The 21,526-nt window shown below is 62.8% G+C and carries 20 protein-coding genes and 1 pseudogene; 8 read left to right on the top strand and 13 right to left on the bottom strand.

Translation table 11 applies throughout. The features are described 5' to 3' along the window. From HNQ81_RS07295 to HNQ81_RS07285, 3 genes are all read right to left on the bottom strand, one after another. Positions 1 to 1,698, bottom strand: a complete 1,698-nt coding sequence (locus HNQ81_RS07295; protein WP_183349809.1) for a two-component system sensor histidine kinase NtrB — start codon at positions 1,696 to 1,698, stop codon at positions 1 to 3. 4 nt (positions 1,699 to 1,702) lie between these two features. Next, the gene (locus tag HNQ81_RS07290) at positions 1,703 to 3,106 is read right to left on the bottom strand and encodes a sigma-54-dependent transcriptional regulator (RefSeq protein ID WP_183349930.1); all 1,404 of its coding nucleotides are present in this window, start codon (positions 3,104 to 3,106) and stop codon (positions 1,703 to 1,705) included. A gap of 85 nt (positions 3,107 to 3,191) precedes the next feature. Beyond that, entirely contained in the window at positions 3,192 to 3,509 is a 318-nt protein-coding gene (locus tag HNQ81_RS07285; protein WP_183349806.1) for a GIY-YIG nuclease family protein, read from the bottom strand. 230 nt (positions 3,510 to 3,739) lie between these two features. On the opposite strand from HNQ81_RS07285, the pseudogene tatC reads away from it, so the two are divergent. The 3 genes and pseudogenes from tatC (at position 3,740) to HNQ81_RS07265 (ending at position 7,274) form a co-directional block, all read left to right on the top strand. Beyond that, positions 3,740 to 4,533 (top strand): annotated as a pseudogene (tatC, locus tag HNQ81_RS07275) (twin-arginine translocase subunit TatC). A gap of 344 nt (positions 4,534 to 4,877) precedes the next feature. Continuing rightward, on the top strand, positions 4,878 to 6,149 hold the full coding sequence (locus tag HNQ81_RS07270) for a class II fructose-bisphosphate aldolase (protein ID WP_183349800.1): 1,272 nt from the start codon (positions 4,878 to 4,880) through the stop codon (positions 6,147 to 6,149). A gap of 114 nt (positions 6,150 to 6,263) precedes the next feature. Continuing rightward, positions 6,264 to 7,274 carry an NAD-dependent epimerase gene (locus HNQ81_RS07265; RefSeq protein ID WP_183349798.1) on the top strand — a complete coding sequence of 337 codons (1,011 nt, stop codon included), beginning with the start codon at positions 6,264 to 6,266 and terminating at the stop codon, positions 7,272 to 7,274. Between the two features lie 31 nt (positions 7,275 to 7,305). On the opposite strand, the gene HNQ81_RS07260 is transcribed toward HNQ81_RS07265, so the two are convergent. From HNQ81_RS07260 to xseB, 5 genes are all read right to left on the bottom strand, one after another. Then, a complete protein-coding gene (locus HNQ81_RS07260) occupies positions 7,306 to 8,427 on the bottom strand; it encodes an Lrp/AsnC ligand binding domain-containing protein (protein WP_183349796.1) in 1,122 nt (373 codons plus the stop codon). Continuing rightward, complete coding sequence (locus tag HNQ81_RS07255) at positions 8,402 to 8,995, bottom strand: metallophosphoesterase family protein (protein WP_183349794.1); 594 nt, start codon at positions 8,993 to 8,995, stop codon at positions 8,402 to 8,404. The genes HNQ81_RS07260 and HNQ81_RS07255 overlap by 26 nt, the downstream gene beginning before the upstream one ends. Before the next feature lie 78 nt (positions 8,996 to 9,073). After that, on the bottom strand, positions 9,074 to 10,984 hold the full coding sequence (gene dxs, locus HNQ81_RS07250; protein ID WP_183349792.1) for a 1-deoxy-D-xylulose-5-phosphate synthase: 1,911 nt from the start codon (positions 10,982 to 10,984) through the stop codon (positions 9,074 to 9,076). Between the two features lie 132 nt (positions 10,985 to 11,116). After that, positions 11,117 to 12,013 (bottom strand): farnesyl diphosphate synthase, encoded by an 897-nt coding sequence (locus tag HNQ81_RS07245; protein ID WP_183349790.1) that lies wholly within the window; start codon positions 12,011 to 12,013, stop codon positions 11,117 to 11,119. Further along, complete coding sequence (gene xseB, locus HNQ81_RS07240; RefSeq protein WP_183349788.1) at positions 11,988 to 12,236, bottom strand: exodeoxyribonuclease VII small subunit; 249 nt, start codon at positions 12,234 to 12,236, stop codon at positions 11,988 to 11,990. The genes HNQ81_RS07245 and xseB overlap by 26 nt, the downstream gene beginning before the upstream one ends. Before the next feature lie 209 nt (positions 12,237 to 12,445). Between xseB and HNQ81_RS07235 the strand changes: the two genes are divergently transcribed. The 5 genes from HNQ81_RS07235 to HNQ81_RS07210 all read left to right on the top strand — a co-directional run bounded on the left by HNQ81_RS07235 (position 12,446) and on the right by HNQ81_RS07210 (position 17,364). Beyond that, positions 12,446 to 13,357 (top strand): tyrosine recombinase XerC, encoded by a 912-nt coding sequence (locus HNQ81_RS07235; protein ID WP_183349786.1) that lies wholly within the window; start codon positions 12,446 to 12,448, stop codon positions 13,355 to 13,357. A gap of 52 nt (positions 13,358 to 13,409) precedes the next feature. Next, positions 13,410 to 13,940, top strand: a complete 531-nt coding sequence (gene hslV / locus HNQ81_RS07230; protein WP_183349784.1) for an ATP-dependent protease subunit HslV — start codon at positions 13,410 to 13,412, stop codon at positions 13,938 to 13,940. After that, positions 13,937 to 15,343, top strand: coding sequence for an ATP-dependent protease ATPase subunit HslU (gene hslU / locus HNQ81_RS07225; protein ID WP_183349782.1), 1,407 nt, complete (start codon positions 13,937 to 13,939; stop codon positions 15,341 to 15,343). The genes hslV and hslU overlap by 4 nt, the downstream gene beginning before the upstream one ends. 37 nt (positions 15,344 to 15,380) lie before the next feature. Next, the gene (locus tag HNQ81_RS18255; RefSeq protein WP_419249773.1) at positions 15,381 to 15,968 is read left to right on the top strand and encodes a zinc ribbon-containing (seleno)protein DG; all 588 of its coding nucleotides are present in this window, start codon (positions 15,381 to 15,383) and stop codon (positions 15,966 to 15,968) included. A gap of 151 nt (positions 15,969 to 16,119) precedes the next feature. Beyond that, entirely contained in the window at positions 16,120 to 17,364 is a 1,245-nt protein-coding gene (locus HNQ81_RS07210) for a molybdopterin molybdotransferase MoeA (RefSeq protein ID WP_183349775.1), read from the top strand. On the opposite strand, the gene HNQ81_RS07205 is transcribed toward HNQ81_RS07210, so the two are convergent. From HNQ81_RS07205 to HNQ81_RS07185, 5 genes are all read right to left on the bottom strand, one after another. Next, positions 17,349 to 17,768 carry an iron-sulfur cluster assembly scaffold protein gene (locus HNQ81_RS07205; protein ID WP_183349773.1) on the bottom strand — a complete coding sequence of 140 codons (420 nt, stop codon included), beginning with the start codon at positions 17,766 to 17,768 and terminating at the stop codon, positions 17,349 to 17,351. The two genes, HNQ81_RS07210 and HNQ81_RS07205, sit on opposite strands and share 16 nt — an antisense overlap. Positions 17,769 to 18,062: 294 nt before the next feature. Beyond that, positions 18,063 to 18,899 (bottom strand): MBL fold metallo-hydrolase, encoded by an 837-nt coding sequence (locus HNQ81_RS07200; protein WP_183349770.1) that lies wholly within the window; start codon positions 18,897 to 18,899, stop codon positions 18,063 to 18,065. A gap of 82 nt (positions 18,900 to 18,981) precedes the next feature. Next, positions 18,982 to 19,362, bottom strand: a complete 381-nt coding sequence (locus tag HNQ81_RS07195; RefSeq protein WP_183349768.1) for a DUF5320 domain-containing protein — start codon at positions 19,360 to 19,362, stop codon at positions 18,982 to 18,984. A gap of 24 nt (positions 19,363 to 19,386) precedes the next feature. Continuing rightward, positions 19,387 to 19,872, bottom strand: a complete 486-nt coding sequence (locus HNQ81_RS07190) for a NifB/NifX family molybdenum-iron cluster-binding protein (protein ID WP_183349766.1) — start codon at positions 19,870 to 19,872, stop codon at positions 19,387 to 19,389. Between the two features lie 189 nt (positions 19,873 to 20,061). Continuing rightward, a complete protein-coding gene (locus HNQ81_RS07185; RefSeq protein ID WP_183349928.1) occupies positions 20,062 to 21,435 on the bottom strand; it encodes a sigma-54 interaction domain-containing protein in 1,374 nt (457 codons plus the stop codon). Positions 21,436 to 21,526 lie beyond the last annotated feature (91 nt).

Below are 21,526 nucleotides of genomic sequence, written 5' to 3'. Positions count from 1 at the left end.
TCAGGAGGGAAGCGGCAGCTGGATGGTAAACCGGCCGCCGCCGAGCCTGCCGGTGTCGACGGTGATTGTTCCCCTGTGTTCCCTGACGGTCTGGCGGGCGATGGCCAGGCCCAGCCCGGTGCCGTCAGCCCGGGTGGTGTAGAAGGGTTCGAATATTTTTTCCCTGGTGTCTTCCGGCACCCCCGGCCCGTTGTCGGAGATGGAGATCACGACGACCTCCTGACCGTCCGGCGCGGGCGGGACCTCGGCGTCGATTTCGATCCGTTCCTGACCTGGCGGGCAGAAGAGGATGGCGTTGTGGATCAGGTGGATGAAAACGGTGAACATCTGTTTCTGATCGGCCCAGAGATCGAAGTTGCGATCGAAATTGAGCTTGAGGGAGCTGGTTGCCGGCCACTGCGGGTCGGCCATGCAGACCTGGATGACCTCGGCCAGGCAGGAGTGGAGGGAAAACCATTCGCCGTGAACCGTTTCCGGCCGGGAAAACTTGAGAAAATCACCGATTGTGTGGATCATCCGGTTGGATTCGCGGACGATAATCTCCGTCAGTTCGAGATTCATCCGGTTGCCGGGGTCTGCCGAGGAGAACTCCTGGGCCAGGATCTGGGCCGATCCGGAGATGGCGGTGAGCGGATTCCTGAAATCATGGGCGATCCCGGCGCTCATCATGCCGATGGCGGCGAGCTTTTCCGACTGCCGCATCTGCTGTTCCATCCGTTCAATCTCACTGATATCGCGCAAGGTTATGATCTTGTGGATGTCGTCGGCGGCAGGGGCCGTTCCATCCGGGGGGAGGATCGGCATGTGGGAGTAGCCCAGCTTGATCGTGGTGCCGTCCGGTTTGGTGAAATCGGTCGCCAGGCGGAGGTCGGTCCCGGTCAATGTCATGTGCGGGATTTTTTCGCCCAGCGTGCGGCCGATGAGGTCTTCCGGCAGGTAGCCGGTGATGGCGGCGGTGGCCGGATTGGCCGAGGTGATGACCTGGTTGCCGTCTATGGTGAGGATGCCGGTCGATATATTGTCGAAGATCTGTTTGTAGAGGTTGGCCAGCCGGTCGAAGTTGCGCAGCGAGTTTGTCAGGGCCTCCTCCGTCGTCTGCAACCGTAGTCCGAAGATGGCGCTGAGGATCGCCGCGAGAAAGAAAACCAGGCCGAGGACCCCGAAGTGGTTGATGCTGACGAGGGGGTTGGTGGCGGCCCTGAAGCCGTAATCGGCAAGGTAGTCCGGGATCACCCCCAGCAGTTCCAAGAACAGGATGGCCGCATACTGCAGCGATGCCGCGGCGGCGGCAACCAGTCCGCCCTTGCGCGGCAGGATCAGGCCGCCGGCGATGATCGGGAAGAAGTAGACGGAGGTGAAGATGGACTGCGAGGAGCCGGTGTAGTAGACGAGGAGCGACGCGAAAAAGGTGTCGAGCAGGTTCTGCAGGAATCCGAAGATCCGCAGCTGGTAGGGCAGCAGCAGCAGGAGAACGGCGGAAATGATCGTCGTCAGGTAGACGAAGAGGAGAAAGAGGATCAACAGGTTGCGCGGCGGGGTGATGATCTCGAACCGGGTGTTCTGGAACAGATCGCTCAGCCCCATCAGCACGGTGTAAAGGACGATGCGCAGCAGCAGCATCCACAGCAGTTGCTGGCGCAGATTCTGTTCGATGCTGCCGTTCTGCCGGGCCAGGGTGGCGAGCATTTTGAAATTCATGTCATCAGTCGAGTCCGTACTTCTTGACTTTATAGCGGAAGGAACGGAAGCTCATCCGCAGCAGGTCGGCCGCCCGCATCTTCGAGTTCTGGGTCTTCGACAGGGCGTGCTGGATCAGGCGTTTCTCGAGGTTGGTGACAACCGTCTCGAGGCCGAGGTCGTACAGTTCCTCTTCGCTGGCGACAACCTGAAACAGGGGTGGAGCCGTACCGTCGCCGGTCCGCCGTTTGTCGTGGGTCAGGCCGGTGGTCAATGACAGGCTTTCCGGCAGGATGATGTTCGAGGACTCGAGGGCGACGCCGCGTTCGATGATATTCTCCAGCTCCCGGACATTGCCCGGGAAATTGTAATTCATCAGGACCTGCAGGGCGTAGGAGGAGATTTCCTGCACCTCCTTGTGCAGCTGGCGCGAGTATTTCCGGAGGAAATGGTCGACCAGCAGCGGCACATCGCTCTTGCGCTCGCGCAGCGGCGGAACGCGGATCGGCACGACGGCGAGCCGGTAAAACAGGTCTTCCCGGAACCGGCTGGCGAGGATCTCCTCCTCGAGCACCCGGTTGGTGGCGGCGATGATCCGGACATCGATGTGCTTGATGCGGGTGCCGCCGACCGGCTTGATCTCTCTCTCCTGCAGCACCCTGAGGAGCTTGGTCTGGATGATCGGGGTCAGTTCGCCGATTTCGTCGAGAAAGGCGGTGCCGGTATCGGCCTCGTTGAACAGCCCGGGCTTGTCGCTGATCGCGCCGGTGAAGGCCCCCTTGACATGGCCGAAGAGCTCGCTTTCCATCAGTTCTTCGGGGATGGCGCTGCAGGTGATCGGCACGAAGGGGTTGGCGGCGACCTTGCTGTGGGCATGGATCGCCTGGGCCACCAGTTCCTTGCCGGTTCCCGATTCCCCGTAAATCAGGACATTGGCCGGGGTGGGGGCGATGCGGCGGATCATGTCGAAGATCTTCAGCATCTCCCGACTCTCGCCGATGATGCCGGGAAAGGGTTGAGCGGCCGGAGCCGCCGCGGCCGGCCTGTTCTTTCTGGTCGCCGATTCGATGACCGATTTGATCTCGTCGACGTTGAACGGTTTGCTGATATAGTCGAAGGCCCCGTTCTTCATCGCCACAACCGCATCGTCCGGCGAGGCGAAGGCCGTGATCATGATGACCGGCAGTTCGGGATTGTGGTCCTTGACCGCCTCGAGCAATTCCAGCCCTCCCATCCCCGGCATGCGGATATCGGTGATGACAAGCCCGAACTCCTGATCGTGCAGGCAGTCGAGGGCGTTTTCGCCGTTGGGCGCCGTCGTCACCGCATATCCTTCCTTCTGCAGCAGGATCTTGAGAAAATCGCGCATGCTGCGTTCGTCGTCGACGACGAGGATGGATATGGCGTCCTCTGCGGTTCTGGTCGCCATCGCTCTGTGGGTGCGGATGCCTGTGGGGGTGGCGGGGTCGGTCGTCATGTCCTGGAGGTCACCGTAGAATGCCTTTGATGAAAATTCAAGCCATCAACCTGAGCGGGAGAGACTCTGCCGTGTCCTGCTCCAATGCGATCAGGGCCTTCTTGGCGGTCGCCGACAGGTCCTTGATGGCGTGTTCCCGTTTGCAGGCAGCGGAGCGGGAAGGCTGGCGTTCGAGGAAGACCAGCCGGACCGGTTGCCGTGACCTGGTGTAGCGGGCTCCGCCCTGGGCCGAATTATGCTCGGCCAGCCGCCGGGCCGGGTCCGTGGTGACGCCGGTGTACAGGGTGCCGTCACCGCAGAGGACGATGTAAGTAAACCAGCTTCCGGTCTGGGGTCGGGTGTGGCACGGCTGCATGGCGGCTCCGTCGTCTCTGCTTGTCCGGGAATAGATGCGAGGATGAATCGAGTATAGCCGATATGGCGTGAAATCCTAGACAATGAGGACAAGACATTGCAAATTTATCGGCCAGATGGTATGTCTCACGGAGTTTTTCCTCTCCCTTGCGTCGCTGGCGGCCAGCCCTGCCGATCCTGCGGCTGACGGAGTCCGAATGTCTTGTCGAGAAGGCGCAGCCTCAGAGCATCATGGAACAGAATACTCCGCCGGAGTCGTTTGAGAAACAGGCCCTGACCGAACATCTGCGGGAACTCCGCTCCTGCCTCGTCATCTCCTTTGGTGCCGTGTTTGTCGGCTTCTGTCTGGCCTACACCGTCATCCGTCCAATCGGCACGTGGTTCTTCAAGCCGCTCACCGAGGTTCTGCCCAAGGACACCTCGCTGATCTTCACCTCGTATCAGGAAGGGTTTTTTTTTATCTGAAGCTCGCCCTGGTGGTCGGCATCCTGCTCGCCTCCCCGGTCATTTTTTCCCAGCTATGGCGCTTTATCGCCCCCGGTCTGTACAAGCATGAAAAAAAGGTTCTGATCCCCTTCTCTCTGCTGTCGACGTGCTGTTTCGTCGGCGGGGCCGCCTTCGGCTACCTCGTCGTCTTTCCCCCGGCCTTCCGCTTTCTGGTCGGTTACAATAACGAGTTTCTGACCTCATTGCCGGCGGTAAGCGAGTATTTCACCCTCGCGACCCGGCTGCTGCTCGCCTTCGGGGCCATTTTCGAGATGCCGATCCTGATGGTTTTCCTGGCCAAGATCGGCATGGTCAACGTCGCCTTTCTCAACCGCAACCGCAAGTATGCCATTCTGATCAACTTCATCATCGCCGCGGTCCTGACCCCGACTCCGGATGTCGTCAACCAGATGATGATGGGGATTCCGCTGCTGGTCCTCTACGAGATCAGCGTTCTTGCCGTGTGGCTTTTCGGGCGCCGGAGTTTTCGGGATTTTGAGTCGGCGCCCGAGGATGGATCCGATCACGCACCATCCTGAGAGATAACCTAATGTGCTGGGCAGGTCCCGGCTCCATTTTTCTGCTCAGGTTTGCAGACGATCCTCAACAGCAGCGATCCCCCTGCCGGAGCCACCGCCACTGGTCGAACCGTCGGGCAGACAGAGCCCTCGGGCCGGCCGGGAGTCGTGCCGAAACCCCGGCGGTGGCGCCGGGGCTGCAGCTCTGGGGCGAAAAGGATGCCTTTCAGGATCCGTAACCCTGGATTTCTCCATCTCGTTTGTATTATAAAGAGATATGTGCGTCAAATGTCCAGCCGCAATCTCTATCCATAAAGGGAAAGGGACGCTGAACGATACTGAGAACCCGAAAAATGGAGGTATGGATGAGCGACAACACGGATTTCGAGAAAGTCCTGAAGATCGGCCGGCCACCGAACATTAGCCGCCTGTTTCCACACTCAAAGGCCTTGCTGGTAAGCGGCAAGGTTATCGACAGGGCCCTGCTGGCAAAGGGTCAGGCGATGACCATGGCGGCCAACGGCCGCAATTTCTTTATCATTCGCGGCGCCTTGCAGGCCGCTCAGCGGGCCGATGCGGCGATCATCATCGAGATCGCCCGCTCCGAATGCGCCTACTGCCCGGTCAATTTCTACAATATCGCCCGGCAGGTCGATGCCGTCTGCAATGAACTCGGGATCACCGTCCCGGTTGCGATTCACGCCGATCATTACGGCATCAAGAGCGAGGCCGACCTGCCGTTCGCCAAGATGGAGATCCCGTCGATGTTCGACGCCGGTATCACCTCGATCGCCATCGACGCCTCGCACATGCCGGATGACCTCAATCTGCTGGCCAACATCGAGCTGAACAGCTATATCCCCACCTGGGCCGGTCTTGAGACCGAGGTTGGGGAGATCAAGGGGGCGGAAGGGCTGTCGAGCGTCGAGGATGCCTCGTTCCTGATCAAGGGGCTCAACGCCAACGGGATCTCGGCCGATTGGATTGCGCTCAACAACGGCACGACCCACGGGCTCGAGGCCAGCGGCCAGGGCATCCAGATCGAGTTGACCGCCGAGATCCACCGCCATCTCGAGCCATATCGGGTGTCGGGCGCCCAGCACGGCACTTCCGGCAATAATTCGGACAAACTGCGGGCCATCGCCGCCCAGACCCATACGACCAAGGCCAATGTCGCCACCGCGCTGCAGATGGTGTCCTGGGGCCTCGAGGTCAACGATTTCGGCAACGCCATCCGCGATGACAACGGCAACTTCCGCAAGGTCGTCGGCGAAGGGGTGTCGGAGGAGAACTGGCAGAAGATGGTGGCCTATGCCGAGGAAAAAGGTTGGAAGGGCGGCAACTACAAGAATCTCAATCTTCCCTTCGAGCGCCTGCTGCTGGCCCAGGAGCGCGAAGTCCGCGAACGGATGTGCCACCGGGTGGAGGAATTCGTTTACAATATGCTCGTCAACGTCTTCAATGCCCTGGGAACCGCGTCGATCGCCCGGGAGATCATCCTCGCCGCCGGATCCTACGATCTCGGGCCGAAGGCCGAGCGGGTCGAAAGCCCGGCGGAATGGACCCGTGAAAAAATCATCGACAAGGCGAAGGCCCTGGCCGGCGACAAGGGACCGGCCGGTAATTTCGACGATTGAACGATCAATGAAACGACACGGCCGGGGGGGCAACAGTCCCGGCCTGTGGCACCGGACCTGCCGGGATCTCAGACGATGGGATCCCGGTTTTTTATGTCTCCCAGGGAAAAATAGATGCAGAAGATACTTGTCACCGGGGCGGCCGGCTTCATCGGCGCCCATCTTTCACAGCGGCTGATCGCCGGCGGCGCCGAAGTGGTCGGACTCGACAACCTCAACGATTATTATGATCCGGCGCTGAAAAGGGCCCGCATGGCAGCCCTGGCCGAGGGGGAACGGTTCACCCACATCGGGATCGATATCGCCGACCGTGGGGCCGTGGCCAGGCTGTTCAACGAGCATCGTTTCGATGTCGTAGTAAACCTGGCGGCCCAGGCCGGGGTCAGGTATTCGCTGATCAACCCCCACTCCTACGTCGACACCAACCTCGTCGGGTTCGTCAACCTGCTCGAGGGCTGCCGCCATTCCGGCGTCGGCCATCTGGTCTATGCCTCGTCGAGTTCGGTCTACGGCGCCAACACCCGGATGCCGTTCTCGGTGCACGACAACGTCGACCACCCGGTCTCGCTTTACGCCGCCTCGAAAAAGGCCAACGAGCTGATGGCCCACACCTACAGCCACCTGTTCGGCCTGCCGACGACCGGCCTGCGCTTCTTCACGGTCTACGGGCCGTGGGGCCGTCCCGACATGGCCCTGTTCCTGTTCACCCAGGCGATCCTGGCCGGGCAGCCGATCGATGTCTACAACAACGGCGAGATGGAGCGTGATTTCACCTATATCGACGATATCGTCGAGGGGGTCGTGCGGGTCATCGACCGCGTCCCGACCGGCAATCCGGCCTGGAGCGGCGACAACCCCGACCCCGCAACCTCCTACTGTCCCTGGCGGGTTTACAATATCGGCAACAACAGCAAGGAGAAGCTGCTGCGCTACATCGAGGTGCTGGAGAACTGCCTGGGGCGCAAGGCCGACAAGAACTTCCTGCCGATGCAGCCCGGTGATGTCCCGGCGACCTTCGCCGATGTCGACGATCTGGTCCGGGATTTCGACTACAGACCGGGGACGACTCTGGAGCACGGGATCGGCCGCTTTGTCGAGTGGTACCGCAGGTATTTCCGGGTTTAGCCCCAGGCTGTCAGGTTTCCCGGGCGATTTTTCAGATGTAGCAGCGGTCGCCGTCCTTGACCCGAGAGAAACCGGGCATCAGGGTCTGGGTCGAGACCACCCCTTTCCAGCTGCGGATCGTTGAATTGACGAACTCCGAGATGAGCTCGGCGTCGGAGGCCAGCAGGTCACGCATCAGGGTGATCTTGACGATGATGTCGATCGAGCCGTGGACGCAGTGCAGTTCCCGGACCTCGGGCAGTTCGAGGAGTTTGTCGACGATCTTGTGCTCGTGGATTCCCTCGACGTTGATGAGGATGAAAACGGTGATCGGCCGGCGCATCTCCGGGTAGCCCTGCTCCTTGTGCTCTGCCATTTTGTTGCGGAACTCCTCCATGTTCTTGGGAATCAGCTTGTCGACCTCGATCCCGTACTTCCGTGATCGCCCTTTGAGCCACTGCTGGACGGAGATGTAGAGATAGAGATCGTCGACCGTTCGCCCCTGGAAGGATGCGACCAGGCCGCTGTTCCTGATCAGGGTCGCCAGCGGGTGGTAGATCGAGCGGTACCAGTCGGCGGCGGCCTGTTCATAGGTGACGTCCTGTTTTCTTTCCCTGCCCAGGTAATCCCGGTGCTCGTTGATCTGCTGCTCGAGCAGGTGAAACTGGCCGGGCTCGGTGAGATCGATGGTCTGGTTGAGGCCGGCCCGGTCACGGAAATCGATCTTCTCGAGGTAGAGGCGGTTTTCCAGGGTGTCCTTGGACGGCAGCAGTTCGAGGATGCAGGCGTTGATCTCCTTGTGGCCGAGTTTGCGCGCCGCGGTGAAGCGGTGGTGGCCGTCGAGGATGAAGTACTGATCCTTGATCTGGTAGAGCGAGATCGGCGGCAGCTGCCGCCCTTCCTGCAGCAGTTTGAGGATGGCCTCCTCCCGTTCGTTGCCGTCCGGGGTGCGGGGGATGAAGTGACTGTCGAAGTCATGATAGCGGCCGACACTGCCGACAATTTTCGCGATCGGCACCATCCGGGTGCCGCGCTTGATCGAGGTGTAGGCCTCCTCATCTTCCCGGCGCTCGTCGAAACTGGGGACGCAGTCGTCCTCGGGCGGGCATCCGCCGAACCCGAAGATCTTTTTCAGGTACTGGATCGGATTATATTTCGAAGGTGCAGTAGCCATAGCTGTTGATGACCCTGGTGGAGTTGACGGTCGTCACTCGTGCCGCCTCATCGGCGAACTGGGAGTGGATGTGGCCGTGGACGAGGCAGGCCGGGCGGTAACGGGCGATCAGGGCGTTGAAACTGGCGAACCCTCGATGGCAGCGGTCTTCGGCGTCGTGGATATGGCGGGGCGGGGCGTGGGTCACGACGAGGTCGACCCCGCGTGAGAGCCACAGGGACAGACGCAGACGGCGGATGAAGGCGCTCATCTCCGTTTCGGTGAACTGGTTGACATTGCCGTTGTACCACCGGCTGCCGGAGAAGCCGAGGATGCGCAGGCCGCGATGGGTGACGAGCCGCCGGTCGATGCAGCGGCAGCCCAGGGGCGGCGAGGCGTCGTAGCGCAGATCATGGTTGCCGAGGACGTAGAGGAGGGGAACGTCGTAGCGGGCCTTCAACCGGGCCAGAAATTCCGGCGGCAGGTCGCCGCAGGAGACGATCAGGTCGACGTCGGCGAGGGCAACGGGTGCAAGCGCCGGTTCGAGCAGGACGCTGGTGACACGGTCGGCGACGGCGAGGATCTTCATGTCAGGTTCCGGCGGGGAGTCATGGGCTGCCGAGGGTTGCTGTGGATCCCGGTCCCGGCGCGTTCCCGGCGATGCCCCTCAGTCTTTCTGCTGCATCAGGTCGATGGCGGCGCTGATGATCGACGGGGTGTCGAGACGGCTGTTTTTCCACAGCACCGCCTGCGGCCCGTGTTCGACGAATTCGTCGGGATGGGCGAGCAGGCAGGTTCTGACAAAGGCCAGCCGGCGGCTGCCGAGGAGTTCGAGGACCGCGCTGCCGAAACCGCCTTGCCGGGCATTGTCCTCGATCGTGATCACCCGGCCGCAACGCCTTGCCCAGGTGGAGATCAGCTCATCATCGAGGGGCTTGATGAAGCGGGGGTTGATGACGGCGGCGCTGATTCCGACCTTGCGCAGGCCGTCGGCGGCGTGGAGGGCGGGATAGACCCGGTTGCCGACCGGCAGCAGCAGGATGTCGTCGCCTTCGACCAGCACTTCGCCCCTGCCGATTTCCAGTTTCTTCAAGGTCGTCGCCAGTTCGACCCGTTCCCCGGGGCCGCGGGGATAGCGGACGGCGGCCGGGCCGCCGAGGGTGACGGCGGTGTAGAGCATGTGCTGCAGTTCCTCCTCGTCCTTCGGCGCCATCACCACGAGGTTGGGGATGAAGCGGAGGAAGGAGATGTCGAAGACGCCATGATGGGTCGGCCCGTCGTCGCCGACGACTCCGGCCCGGTCGATGGCCAGCGTCACCGGCAGTTTGGGGATGCAGACATCGTGGATGATCTGGTCGAGCGCCCGCTGGAAGAAGCTCGAATAGATCGCCACGACCGGTCGCAGGCCCTGCGAGGCGAGGCCGGCGGCGAAGGTGACGGCGTGCTGCTCGGCGATGCCGACATCGAAAAAACGCTCCGGAAACTGCTGGGCGAAACTGTTCAGGCCGGTACCGGTGATCATCGCCGCCGAGATGGCGGCGATCCGGTGGTCGCTCATCGCCATCTGGACCATCGTGCTGCCGAAGACTTCGGTGTAGCTGATCGAGCCGTTCGACGATTGGGGTTTGCCGCTGGCGATGTCGAAGGGACCGACCCCGTGATACAGGCCGGGATTCTTTTCCGCCGGCAGATAGCCCTTACCCTTCTTGGTCAGCACATGGATCAGCACCGGTCCGTGGATGTTGTCGCGCACCCCCTCGAACGTCTCGATCAGGTCTTCCAGCTCATGGCCCTGGATCGGGCCGATATAGTCGAATTTCAAGGCCTCGAACAGCATGCCGGGGGTGAAGAAGCTCTTGAAGCTTTCCTCGCTCTTGCGCAGGATGTTGAGAATGTTCTCGCCGACGTTGGACAGCTGCCCCAGCCGTTCCTCGATGTGGGCCTTGACCCGCCGCATCGTCTTGCCGCTCAGTTTGCGGCTGAGGAAGCTGGAGAGGGCGCCGACGTTCGGCGATATCGACATCTCGTTGTCGTTGAGGATGACGATCAGGTCGCGGTCGAGGTGGCCGGCGTTGTTGAGGGCCTCGAAGGCGAGGCCGGCGGTCATCGAGCCGTCGCCGATGACGGCGATGGCCCGGTGCGTCTCCTTTTTGATGTCGCGGGCCAGGGCCATGCCGAGGGCGGCCGAGATCGAGGTCGAGCTGTGGCCGGTCTCGAAGACATCATAGCGGCTCTCCTTGATCTTCGGAAAGCCGCTGATCCCCTTGTACTGGCGCAGGGTGGCGAACTGGTCGCGGCGGCCGGTGAGGATCTTGTGGGTGTAGGACTGGTGCCCGACATCCCAGATCAGCTTGTCCTGCGGCGTATCGAAGACGTAGTGCAGGGCGATCGTCAACTCGACGACGCCGAGGCTCGGGGCGAGGTGGCCGCCGGTCCGGGACACGGTCCTGATGATCAGGTCGCGTATTTCCTGGGCCAGGTCGACGAGTTCGGGGATCGCCAGGCCGCGGATATCGGCCGGCGAGTTTATGTCCTCGAGCAGCGTGCGGTGGCTGATGCCTGTCAGTGTGTTCAGCATGGTAGTGGGTAGGTCTCAACGGGGGCGGGTAATTTCTCGGCGTCGAGGCAATATAATCATATTGCCGCCGCAATGCCTGATTTTTCTTCCATGACCGCCAGAAAGCGGAAAGGTTGGGCCGGACGGCAGATCCTAGCTGGTCCTGGAGTAGATATAATCGGCGAGGGCCCGCAGCGGTTCGGCCTTGGCGTTGAGACCGGCAAGGGCGTCCTTCGCCGCTTCGACGGCGGCGGCGGCCCTGGTCCGGGTCCCGTCGACCCCGAAGTAGGCGGGATAGGTGGCCTTGCCGTGGGCGGCGTCACTGCCGGCCGCCTTGCCCAGTGTGGCGGTGGTGGAGGTGACATTGAGCAGGTCGTCGACGATCTGGAAGGCAAGCCCGATCTGGTTGCCGAAACGGACCAGGGCGGCGGTCTGATCGCCGTCGGCCCCGGCGCCGATCGCCCCGGTCTCGACGGCACAGGTGATCAGGGCCCCGGTCTTGCTGCGGTGGATGGTCTGCAGGGTGTCGAAGGAGATATCGCTGTTCTCGGAGGCGATGTCCAGCGACTGGCCGCCGACCATCCCCAGGGGGCCGGCGGCCCTGGCGATGCGGTGGGCGATGGCCAGACGCCGCTCGGCCGGGATCGTGGAGGCGGCCGGGTCGGTCAGCAGGTCGAAGCCCCAGGTCAGGAGGCTGTCGCCGGCGAGGATCGCCGCCGCCTCGCCGTAGAGCACGTGGTTGGTCGGCTTGCCCCGGCGCAGATCGTCGTCGTCCATCGGCGGCAGATCGTCATGGATCAGGGAATAGGTGTGGATGCACTCGAGGGCGCAGGCGACGGGCAGGAGACCGGCGGCGGTGGCGGGGCTGTCGTTTATCGCTTCCCCCGCGGCGAGACAGAGGATCGGCCGCAGCCGTTTGCCGCCGACGAAGAGGCTGTAGCGCATCGCCTCGATATGGCGGGCGAAAGGTCCCTCGGCCTCGAGGGTGCAGCGGCGCAGGGCCTCCTCGACGACGAGCCGCCGTTCATTCAGGTAGGTCCGTATCTCCACGATCCAATCCTTCAAAGGGGACCGACTGCAGGCGGCCGTCCTTTTCGAGCAGCATTTCCACCCGGGCCCGGGCTTCGGTCAGCTGGGCGTTGCAGAATTCGGCCAGCTTGACGCCTTCGTCAAATTTTTTCAGGCTCTTGTCGAGACTGATATCCCCGCTCTCGAGCTCTTCGGTGAGCTGTTCAAGACGGGCCATGGCAGCTTCAAATGTTTTCTGGGCCATATCGATAGGTTCGGGCAGTGCAAAAGATCGTTGAATCGCCTCTTCTTTCCGGCTAGAACTACAGGCGTCCGGATGAGCCCAGTATATTCGACAACCTGTCGAACCTGCAAGGCCTCATTGGCGCCGATGCCGGGAAACGAGGCGAGCGTCATCGTCGCGATGATTACCGGCGACCTGCCGGACTCAAAAAAACGCAATCCCCAGGTACGATGGAACAGTGCATACACCTCTTCAGCCGCTGGCTCGAGACCGAGAAGGGCTACTCACTCCATACCGTCAGCGGCTACCGCCACGATCTGCTCGAATTCGCCGCCACCCTCGGCGACGACAGGTCCGTGGCATCGATGAGCCCGGCGACGGTCCGCGCCTATGTCGTCAGCCTGCACCGGACCAACGGTGCGGCGACGGTCTGCCGCAAACTGTCGGCCCTGCGGACCTTCGTCCGCTTTCTGCTGCGGGAGAAGATCCTGGCCGCCGATCCGCTGATCGGGATCGCCGGGCCCAAGGTCCATCGCTACATTCCGGTCTTTCTCACCGTCGACGAGACCTTCCTGCTGCTCGACACCCCCGGTTCCCGGGACACCTTCATGGCCCGGGATCGGGCGATCCTCGAACTGCTCTATTCGACCGGGATGCGGGTGTCGGAACTGGTGTCGCGGGATGTCGCCGATCTTGATTTCGCCGAGGAAGTGCTTAGGGTACGCGGCAAGGGGAACAAGGAGCGGCTGGTGCCGGTCGGCCGGCCGGCAATCGAGGCGGTCAGGAACTGGCTGCCGCAGCGGGACCGGCTACTGGCGGAGCGGGCCGGCCGCAACCGGGCGATCGACCCGGCGCCGCTGTTTCTCAACGGCCGGGGCGGCCGCCTGACCTCGCGCAGCGTCGAGCGGATGGTCAGGTCCTACGGCGAACGGGCCGGCATCAGCCAGATCGTCACCCCGCACGCCCTGCGCCACTCTTTCGCCACCCATCTCCTCGAGATGGGGGCGGACCTGCGTTCGGTCCAGGAACTGCTGGGCCACGCCAGCCTGTCGACCACCCAGCGGTATACCCACCTGACCCTGGACCATCTCAGCGAGGTCTATGACAAGGCCCATCCCCTGGCCCGGTCGAACGATGAATGAAGCGCCCTGTTCTTCCGAACGGGCAGTCCACTTTCCACTGCATGAGAGAACGATGAAGATACGATCGACAACCATTCTGGCGGTACGCCACAAGGGCCAGGTGGCCATCGCCGGTGACGGCCAGGTCTCGCTCGGCAACACGGTCATGAAGCACCAGGCCCGCAAGGTGCGGCGGCTCTATCACGACAAGGTCATCACCGGTTTCGCCGGGGCCACCGCCGACGCCTTTACCCTGTTTGACAAACTGGAGCAGAAACTGGAGCAGTACAACGGCAACCTGATGCGGGCCTCGGTCGAGCTGGCCAAGGACTGGCGGATGGACAAGATGCTGCGTCGGCTCGAGGCGATGCTGATCGCCGTCGACCGCGACCATTCGCTGCTCCTCACCGGTGGCGGCGACGTCATCGAAGCCGACAAGGGCGTGCTGGCGATCGGTTCCGGCGGCCCGTACGCCCAGGCCGCCGCCCTCGCCCTCGTCGACCACAGCGACCTCGATGCCGCGGCGATCTGCCGGGTGTCGATGGACATCGCCGCCTCCATCTGCGTCTTTACCAACCATTCGATAATCGTGGAAACGATATGATAGAAAAAGAAGCCCTGACCCCGCGGGAAACCGTCGTCGAACTCGACAAGTACATCGTCGGCCAGGCCGCCGCCAAGCGCTCGGTGGCCATCGCCCTCCGCAACCGCTGGCGCCGCCGCCAGGTGCCGGCGCCGCTCAGGGAGGAGATCGCGCCGAAAAACATCATCATGATCGGCCCCACCGGGGTCGGCAAGACCGAGATCGCCCGGCGTCTGGCGACGCTGGCCCAGTCGCCCTTTATCAAGGTCGAGGCCTCGAAGTTCACCGAGGTCGGCTACGTCGGCCGCGATGTCGAGTCGATGGTCCGCGATCTGGTGGAACTGGCGATCAGCATGGTCAAAGAAGAGGAAAAGAAACGGATCGAGGGGCTGGCCGAGGCCAACGCCGAGGACCGCATCCTCGACCTGCTGCTGCCGCCCGGGCCCTCGTCGCTGTCGACCACCGGCCCGGCCGGGGACAACTCGTTCACCCTGATGAAACCCGAGCTGCCGGTCGGCGCGGGGACGGTGCCGAAGGAGAGCGCCACCCGCGAGAAGTTCCGCCAGATGCTGCGTGACGGCAGGCTCGATGACCGCGAGCTGGAGGTCGACCTGCGCGAGCCGAAGTCGTCGCCGATGGTCGAGATCATGACGACGTCGGGGCTGGAGGACATCCAGTCGAGCATCCAGGACGCCCTCGGCAAGATGTTCCCGCGGCAGAAGAAAAAACGGACGATGAAGGTGCCGGAGGCCCTCGCCGCCCTGACCCGGGAGGAGGCGGAAAAACTGGTCGACATGGACAAGGTCATGAAGGAGGCCCTGCGCCGTACCGAGGAGTCGGGGATCATCTTTCTCGACGAGATCGACAAGATCTGCTCGCGCGGCGGCGGCGCCCACGGGCCCGAGGTCTCCCGCGAAGGGGTGCAGCGCGACCTGCTGCCGATCGTCGAGGGGTCGACGGTGACCACCAAGCACGGCATGGTCAGGACCGACCACATCCTGTTCATCGCCAGCGGCGCCTTCCACGTCAGCAAGCCCTCCGACCTGATCCCCGAACTCCAGGGACGGTTCCCGATCCGGGTCGAGCTCCACTCGCTCGGCCAGGATGAGTTTGTCCGCATCCTGACCGAGCCGGAAAACGCCCTGACCAAGCAGTATGTCGCCCTGATGGCGACCGAGGGGATCGAACTGGTGTTCGAGGACGAGGCGGTCGCCGAGATGGCCCGGATCGCCGTCGAGGTCAACCAGCGCACCGAGGAGATCGGGGCCCGGCGGCTGCATACGGTCATGGAGCGGGTCCTCGACGCCCTGTCGTTCGATGCCTCGGAACGGGGTGAGACCCGCTTCGTCGTCACCGGGGCCTATGTCCGCGAGCAACTGCAGGCGATCATCGAGGACCAGGACCTGAGTCGCTTCATCCTGTGATATGAGCGTCCGTCAACAAACGATCTGAGGAACGGCGATGGGAATTTTTTCATGGTTCAGGAGAAAGGATGGGCCGGCGGCAGGGACGGGACCAGCCGGCGACGGCAGCGATCCCGGGCTGATGTACTGTCCGCGGTGCAACGGCGAATACCGGGCCGGGATCGTCAGCTGCGCGACCTGCGGTATCGGGCTGATCAGCGGCGCTGATTGGCAGGCCCTGCGCCGTGGCGGCAACCGCCGTGCGGTGCGCGGCCCGGCGGAGATTACCGCCGAGGATACCCTGATGTCCCTGCGCCGCGGCCAGCTCAAAGACATCAAGTATCTCAAAAAACTCCTCGCCGCCGAGGGCATCCCTTCGATCATCGGTGGCGAGGGTGCCTCCAGCCGCACCGGCTGACGCGGCGGCCCGGAAGTGGACCTCCAGGTCAGGGAGGGCGATATCCAGGACGCGGCAGCGATCATGGCCCGGGAGTTCCGGGAGAGCACCGCGCTTGCCGACCACGATCTCAGCCATCTTCAGGCCGCCTTCGATCCCCGGGCGACGCGGACGATCTGTCCGGCCTGCGGCTCGCCGCTCGCGTCGTCGGCCACCACCTGTCCCGACTGCGGCCTCTGCATCGGCTGAGGGAAGAACGCAATCGCCCTGCGGTCGCGGATCGCCCGGGAGGTTGTTCACTGATGATCTCGACAGGAACATGATTCCCGGATATGCTGTCGGTGTCTGAGTCGTCAAGGCCGCACCGGCGGCGTTTCATCCTTCACCTCTGGACCAGTTTATGATTTCTCTGTCTCAGGCGCACCGGCATATCGGCGCGCTTCGTCCCCTGCAGCCGGTTACGGTGCCGCTCAACGAGGCGTTGGGGATGGTCTGCGCCGAGGATGCCTGCGCCGTTGTTCATTGTCCGACGGTCGATTCGTCGCTGAAGGACGGGTTTGCGGTCGTTTCGACCGATATCGCCGCCGCCTCGCCGGCCAATCCGGTGACTTTGCCGGTGACCGGGGCGTTGGCGGCCGGCGACGATGAACAGGGGTTTTTTGTCGTGGCGGGTACGGCGGTGCGGATCATGACCGGCGCCCCGCTGCCGGCCGGGGCGACCGCGGTGCTTTCGTCGGAATTTGCCCGGGTCGACGGCCAGACGGTGATCATCACCGCCGATTCCCGGGTCGGCAAGAATGTCCTGCGCCGGGGCAGCGATATCAGGCAGGGGCAGGTGGTGCTGACCCGGGGGACCGTGATCGTCCCGGCCCATCTTGGTCTGCTGGCGGCCGCCGGACTCGATCGCGTCGTCTGTTACCCGTTGCCGCGGGTGGCTGTGGCGGCGACCGGCAGTGAACTGGTGTGGCCCGGCGAACCGGTCCCCGCCGGCAAGGTCGCGGCCAGCAATATGGTGATAGCGGCCGCCGAACTGCGGAGCCTGGGCATCAGCGCCGCTGCCGTCATCCTGCGTGACAGCCTTGAGTGCCTGGAGGACCATTTCCGGCGCATCGTCTCCCAGGTCGATGTGCTGATCACCTGCGGCGGCGTGCTGGACGGGGACAAGGACCTGACCATGCGGGCGATGGAGCGGATCGGGATGGAGAAGATCTTCCACCGGGTCCGGATCGGCCCGGGCAAGGGCGCCTGCATGGGAAGGATCGGTGACACGATCGTCTTCAACCTGCCGGGAGGGCCGCCCTCCAACCATGTGGCCCTGCTGCTGCTGGCCCTGCCCGGTGTCCGCCGTCTGATGGGCTTCACGGATTGCCTCCCGGAAAAACAACAGATCTTCGTAACCGAAGAACTTGCCGGTCAGGAAGATTGGACCCAGCTGGTCTACGGCCGGGCGCACTCTGTCGACGGCGCCGTTGTCGCCGTGCCGTTACGCCGGATGGGAAGGTTCGAGGCGATGGCCGCCGCCAATGTCCTGATAGAGATTCCTGAAGGATCTGCGGTCATCAGGAAGGACTCTCTGGCGGCGGCATGGTTTTTCGGTCATCGCCACCCGTCGCTTGCCTCTGCTCCCCCTCACCCCTGCCGATAGGGTTTCTGCCAGGAGTCATTTCCGCTGGCGCTGTAATTGCTGAGCGCGAGATAAAAGGCCCCGACCACCAGCTCGGCACAGTGGGTGTGATCGGCCGGCAGGGTCTCCAGGTAGTCGATCAGGTCGTCCGGGGTGACCTGCCAGCTGTCGGCAACGCTTCTCCCTTCAACCAGAAGAGCCAGTGTATTGGCGCAGGCGTTGGTGTTCAGGCAGCCCTGGATCTGGAATGAAACCATCTGAATATGACCGCCGAGAACGGACAGATACACCTCGATGACGTCACCGCAGTCGCCGATCCGTTTGCCGTAACCGTCCGGATGTTCCAGGATTCCAAGGCGGTTGGTCCTGGAGGCCATGTCGATGTAGTGTTCCGAATGCACCTGTCCGCTGAGATGTGTGTCCATGGTTGTTCTCTTTGTTTCTCCGGTATGGCCTCTCCTGGTCGGGAAGGCGGGAATGAAGTTCGAAGGGATCGATCCTGCAAGCACCGGCCGTCGTTTCTCGTCCTCCGGTCAGTGGCGTGTGCCTGGCCGGGGGGGGGGAAGGCAACGGCGGGGTTGTGAGTATATGCCTGATTCGATGTCAGTGATAGCTGAATCGGCGGGGGTCTGTCAAGTCGGAGAAACGCAAGGTCTGATGAAAAAACTGTCATAACCCGTCAACGGCGCAACGATCCTTCTCTGTATCCGGTTGATCTGTTACAAGATATACCGTGCCCCGGCAGCTCCCGGCAAGACACGATCGCCAAAGGCGTGGTGGAGAGCGGTTACGGCAACTCCGCCCGTGCAGTGACAGGGGATGATGCGCTCCGGTGACAATTCGCGCAGGGCCGCAATGGTTTGCTCCAGGCGCCGGGAGGCGGCATTGAGCAGATGAAAGCCGCCGATGACGGCCCTGATCGGCAGGTCGTCGTTGCATTGCCGGGCATGGAGCAGGGTGTTGACCAGGCCGGCGTGGGCGCAGCCGACGACCACGATCAATCCGCTTTCGGTGCGCACCCAGAGGGCGAGGTCGTCATCGATCGGGTCGGGCCGCTGTCCCTGGCGGTCGAGGAAAAACGGCCCGCCCGTATCTTCGAATCCGGAGACCCGCGGGATCGGGCCGCTCAGGCCGATGGTCCCGGTCAGGGAGTGCGGCCGTTGCATCCAGTGCAGGCGTTCCAGCGGCAGCCGGTGAAGGGCGATCAGCGATGCCGACGGCATTCGGAGATCTCGCGGGGTGCCGTTGCGGATACTGTACCGCGATGAGACAATCGCCGGGTGGCAGTACAGATCGGCCTTTCTCGCCCGTCTGAGGATCTGCGGCAGCCCGCCGCTGTGGTCGTAATGGCCGTGGCTCAGGACGATGGTGTCCGCCAGGCCCGGATCGATCCCGAGGGTCTCGGCGTTGCCAAGGAAGGCTTCGCCCTGCCCGGTGTCGAACAGGATCCGCCGACCTCCGGTTTCAAGCCACAGCGAAAAACCGTGCTCGGCCTTGCAGCCGGCGACAGCTTGATTGTCGATCAGGATGGTGATCCGGGTCGGAGCGGTTGTCATCTTTGCATGATCTCTTTCATGGTATGAAAGTCGGGATGCTCCGCCGGTTTTCGGAACCAGACAAGAGCATCGCCCCGGCTGCCTATTCGTCGGCCGCTTCCGTTTCGAGGTCCTGGAGGCGTCTGGTGATGATTTCCAGGTCGGCCTTGAGGGCCTCGGCCTGGTTTCTCAGGATATTCTTTTCCTGCTCGGGTCCCGGCTGGGCCTGCGGGACGCCATAGCCGCCGAAACGCAAACGGCCGGACACCCCGGCGATCGCCGGCATGTTCCGCCGTCCCCAGCGGCCGGCGCCGAATCCCAGACCCTGACCCCAAGTTGGACAGTTGCGCCCGAATCCGGCGCCGGCGCCGCGTCCGCCAAATGTCCCTGCAAAACCTGGAACTCCAGTGCCTGCACAGTACCCGCCGCCATGGCCTGTCATTGTCCCGGCTCCCATTGGGCCTGTTCCGTCTCCTCGTGGCATGGTGCTACCCCCTTCGGTGAAGATTCATATTTTCCGCCGCCTGGCTGCGGCCTGGCAGGCTGAATGTCTGCCGTGCCGTGCAATTCGGAGGCGGTCTTGCGGTTCGTTTTGCGCCTTGAGCTCCTCAGGTGCGACGTTCTCCAAAGAAGCGTCTCGCGACCGTCTCCCCCAGCGCCGGCGGCAACCCGGCATCGCATTGGCGTCACCGGCAAGTTTCCCGGCCAGCCAGAGGCGTACGATGGCGTCAAGATCACCGGCGATAAAGGGAACAACCGTGATTCCGTAGAACACGGCCATCTGGCGAACCTGGCTGGAGATCGCGCCGCAGACAAGGCTGTCAACCTGTAATTCAACCAGGGGCAGAAGCTTCGCGGTCGGGTGGCCATCCGCCAGAGTCACCTCGGTCTTGCCGGTGGTCATCCCCGCGTCCGACGTCACAACCAGGATCTGCCGGGCGGTATCGAACACCGGGGCGATGCGATGGCGCCAGTATGGAAAGGCCGTTTTCATCAGATCTCCCCTCCGTTGTAATAGTATAAGCAAAAGTAGTGCCAGAGTATCAGATAGCAGCCGATAGGTATGTAAATATCTAATTTTAAACTGTAAAAATCGAGGGAATGCGGAGCCGAGGACGTCGCAGGAAAGCAACAACGCCCCTGTACCAGTCATAATTGTGGTGCGAAAAGGCTACTGTCAAACTTAGCGGCGGTTGCGTCCGTCCTTGACCGGCAGGGGTATGCCGAGTTTTTTGAGCCGGCGGAACAGGGTCGTTTTATGAATACCCAATTCCCGGGCCGCTGCCAGGCGGTTGAAACCGTTGCGCTCCAGCGCTGTCTGGATCGCCTGGGCGTCGACGGTGGAGCGGACGGTCCGCAGGTTGGATTTCCCGGCCGTTGCCGGGTGATGGGGAAGCAGTTCGCCGGGGAGGTGGGCAAGGTCGATGTTCCCCTCCGTACAGAGAATGAAGGCCCGTTCGACGAGATTTTCCAGTTCCCGGATGTTGCCGGGCCAGTCGTGGGTCATCAGCAGGGACAGGGCCTCCGTACTGATGCCGGTGACGGCTTTTTGCTGCCGCCGGTTGAAGCGGTCGATGAAGCGGTCGACCAGCAGCGGGATGTCTTCCTTGCGGTGCCGCAGGGCCGGCAGCTCGATGCGGATGATGTTGATGCGATAGTAGAGATCTTCACGGAAGAGATCCTTTTTGACCAGTGCGGTGAGATCTCTGTTGGTGGCGACGACGACCCTGGCATTGGTCGTCTCCGACCGAACGGCGCCGAGAGGTTCGTAGCATTTTTCCTGCAACACCCTCAGCAATCTGACCTGGAGGGCAGGAGTGATATCACCGATCTCGTCGAGGAAGATCGTTCCGCCCTCGGCCAGGGCGAAACGTCCCTGTTTGTCCTTGGCCGCTCCGGTGAAGGCCCCGGCCTTGTAGCCGAAAAGCTCCGATTCGAGCAGGGTGTCGGGCAGGGCCCCGCAGTTGACGGCGATGAACGGCCTGCGGCTGCGGGGGCTGAGGTCATGGAGGGTATGGGCCACCAGTTCCTTGCCGGTGCCGGTTTCGCCAAGGACGAGGACCGTGCTTGGACTGGCGGCGATGGCCGGCAGGATGGCGAACAGTTTCTGCATCACCGGGCTCCTGCTGGTCAGGTCGCCGACGTGGGCCTTGCCGTTGAGTTCCTGGCGCAGTGCCTCGACCTCGGAGAGATCGCGAAATGTCTCCGCCCCGCCGATGACCGTGCCGCCACTATCACGCAGGACGGCGGTGGAGATGCTGATCGGGATGCGGTCTCCGTCGGCATTGATGAAATAGCCGGATCTGCCGATAATCGGGCGGCCGCTTGTGAGGGTCTGCTGGAGGGGGCAGTGGTCGCCGCACATGTTCGAACGGAGGACCTCCGAGCACGGCCGGCCGATCGCCTCCCGACGGGGGATGCCGGTAATCTCCTCGGCGGCCCGGTTGAACGATGCCACGTTCCAATCCCTGTCGACCGTAAAGACTCCATCGGAGATGCTCTCGAGGATCGCTTCGGTTGAGGCGGGTGTCGTGTTCGCTGGTTTTTTCGTACCCATCGCCGTGGCTCGCCCCTCGTCCGAGGTTGCTTCGGGCATCTTACGCCCTGCTCACAAGTACCCGGGGAAAATGCATGTGGTTGTTGCCGTC

It is taken from the genome of Desulfoprunum benzoelyticum (genome assembly GCF_014201505.1).
GTDB classification, from domain to species: Bacteria; Desulfobacterota; Desulfobulbia; order Desulfobulbales; family Desulfocapsaceae; genus Desulfoprunum; species Desulfoprunum benzoelyticum.
The sequence above is the reverse complement of the archived record's forward strand: the minus strand, read 5'-3'. Positions and strand labels throughout refer to the sequence as shown.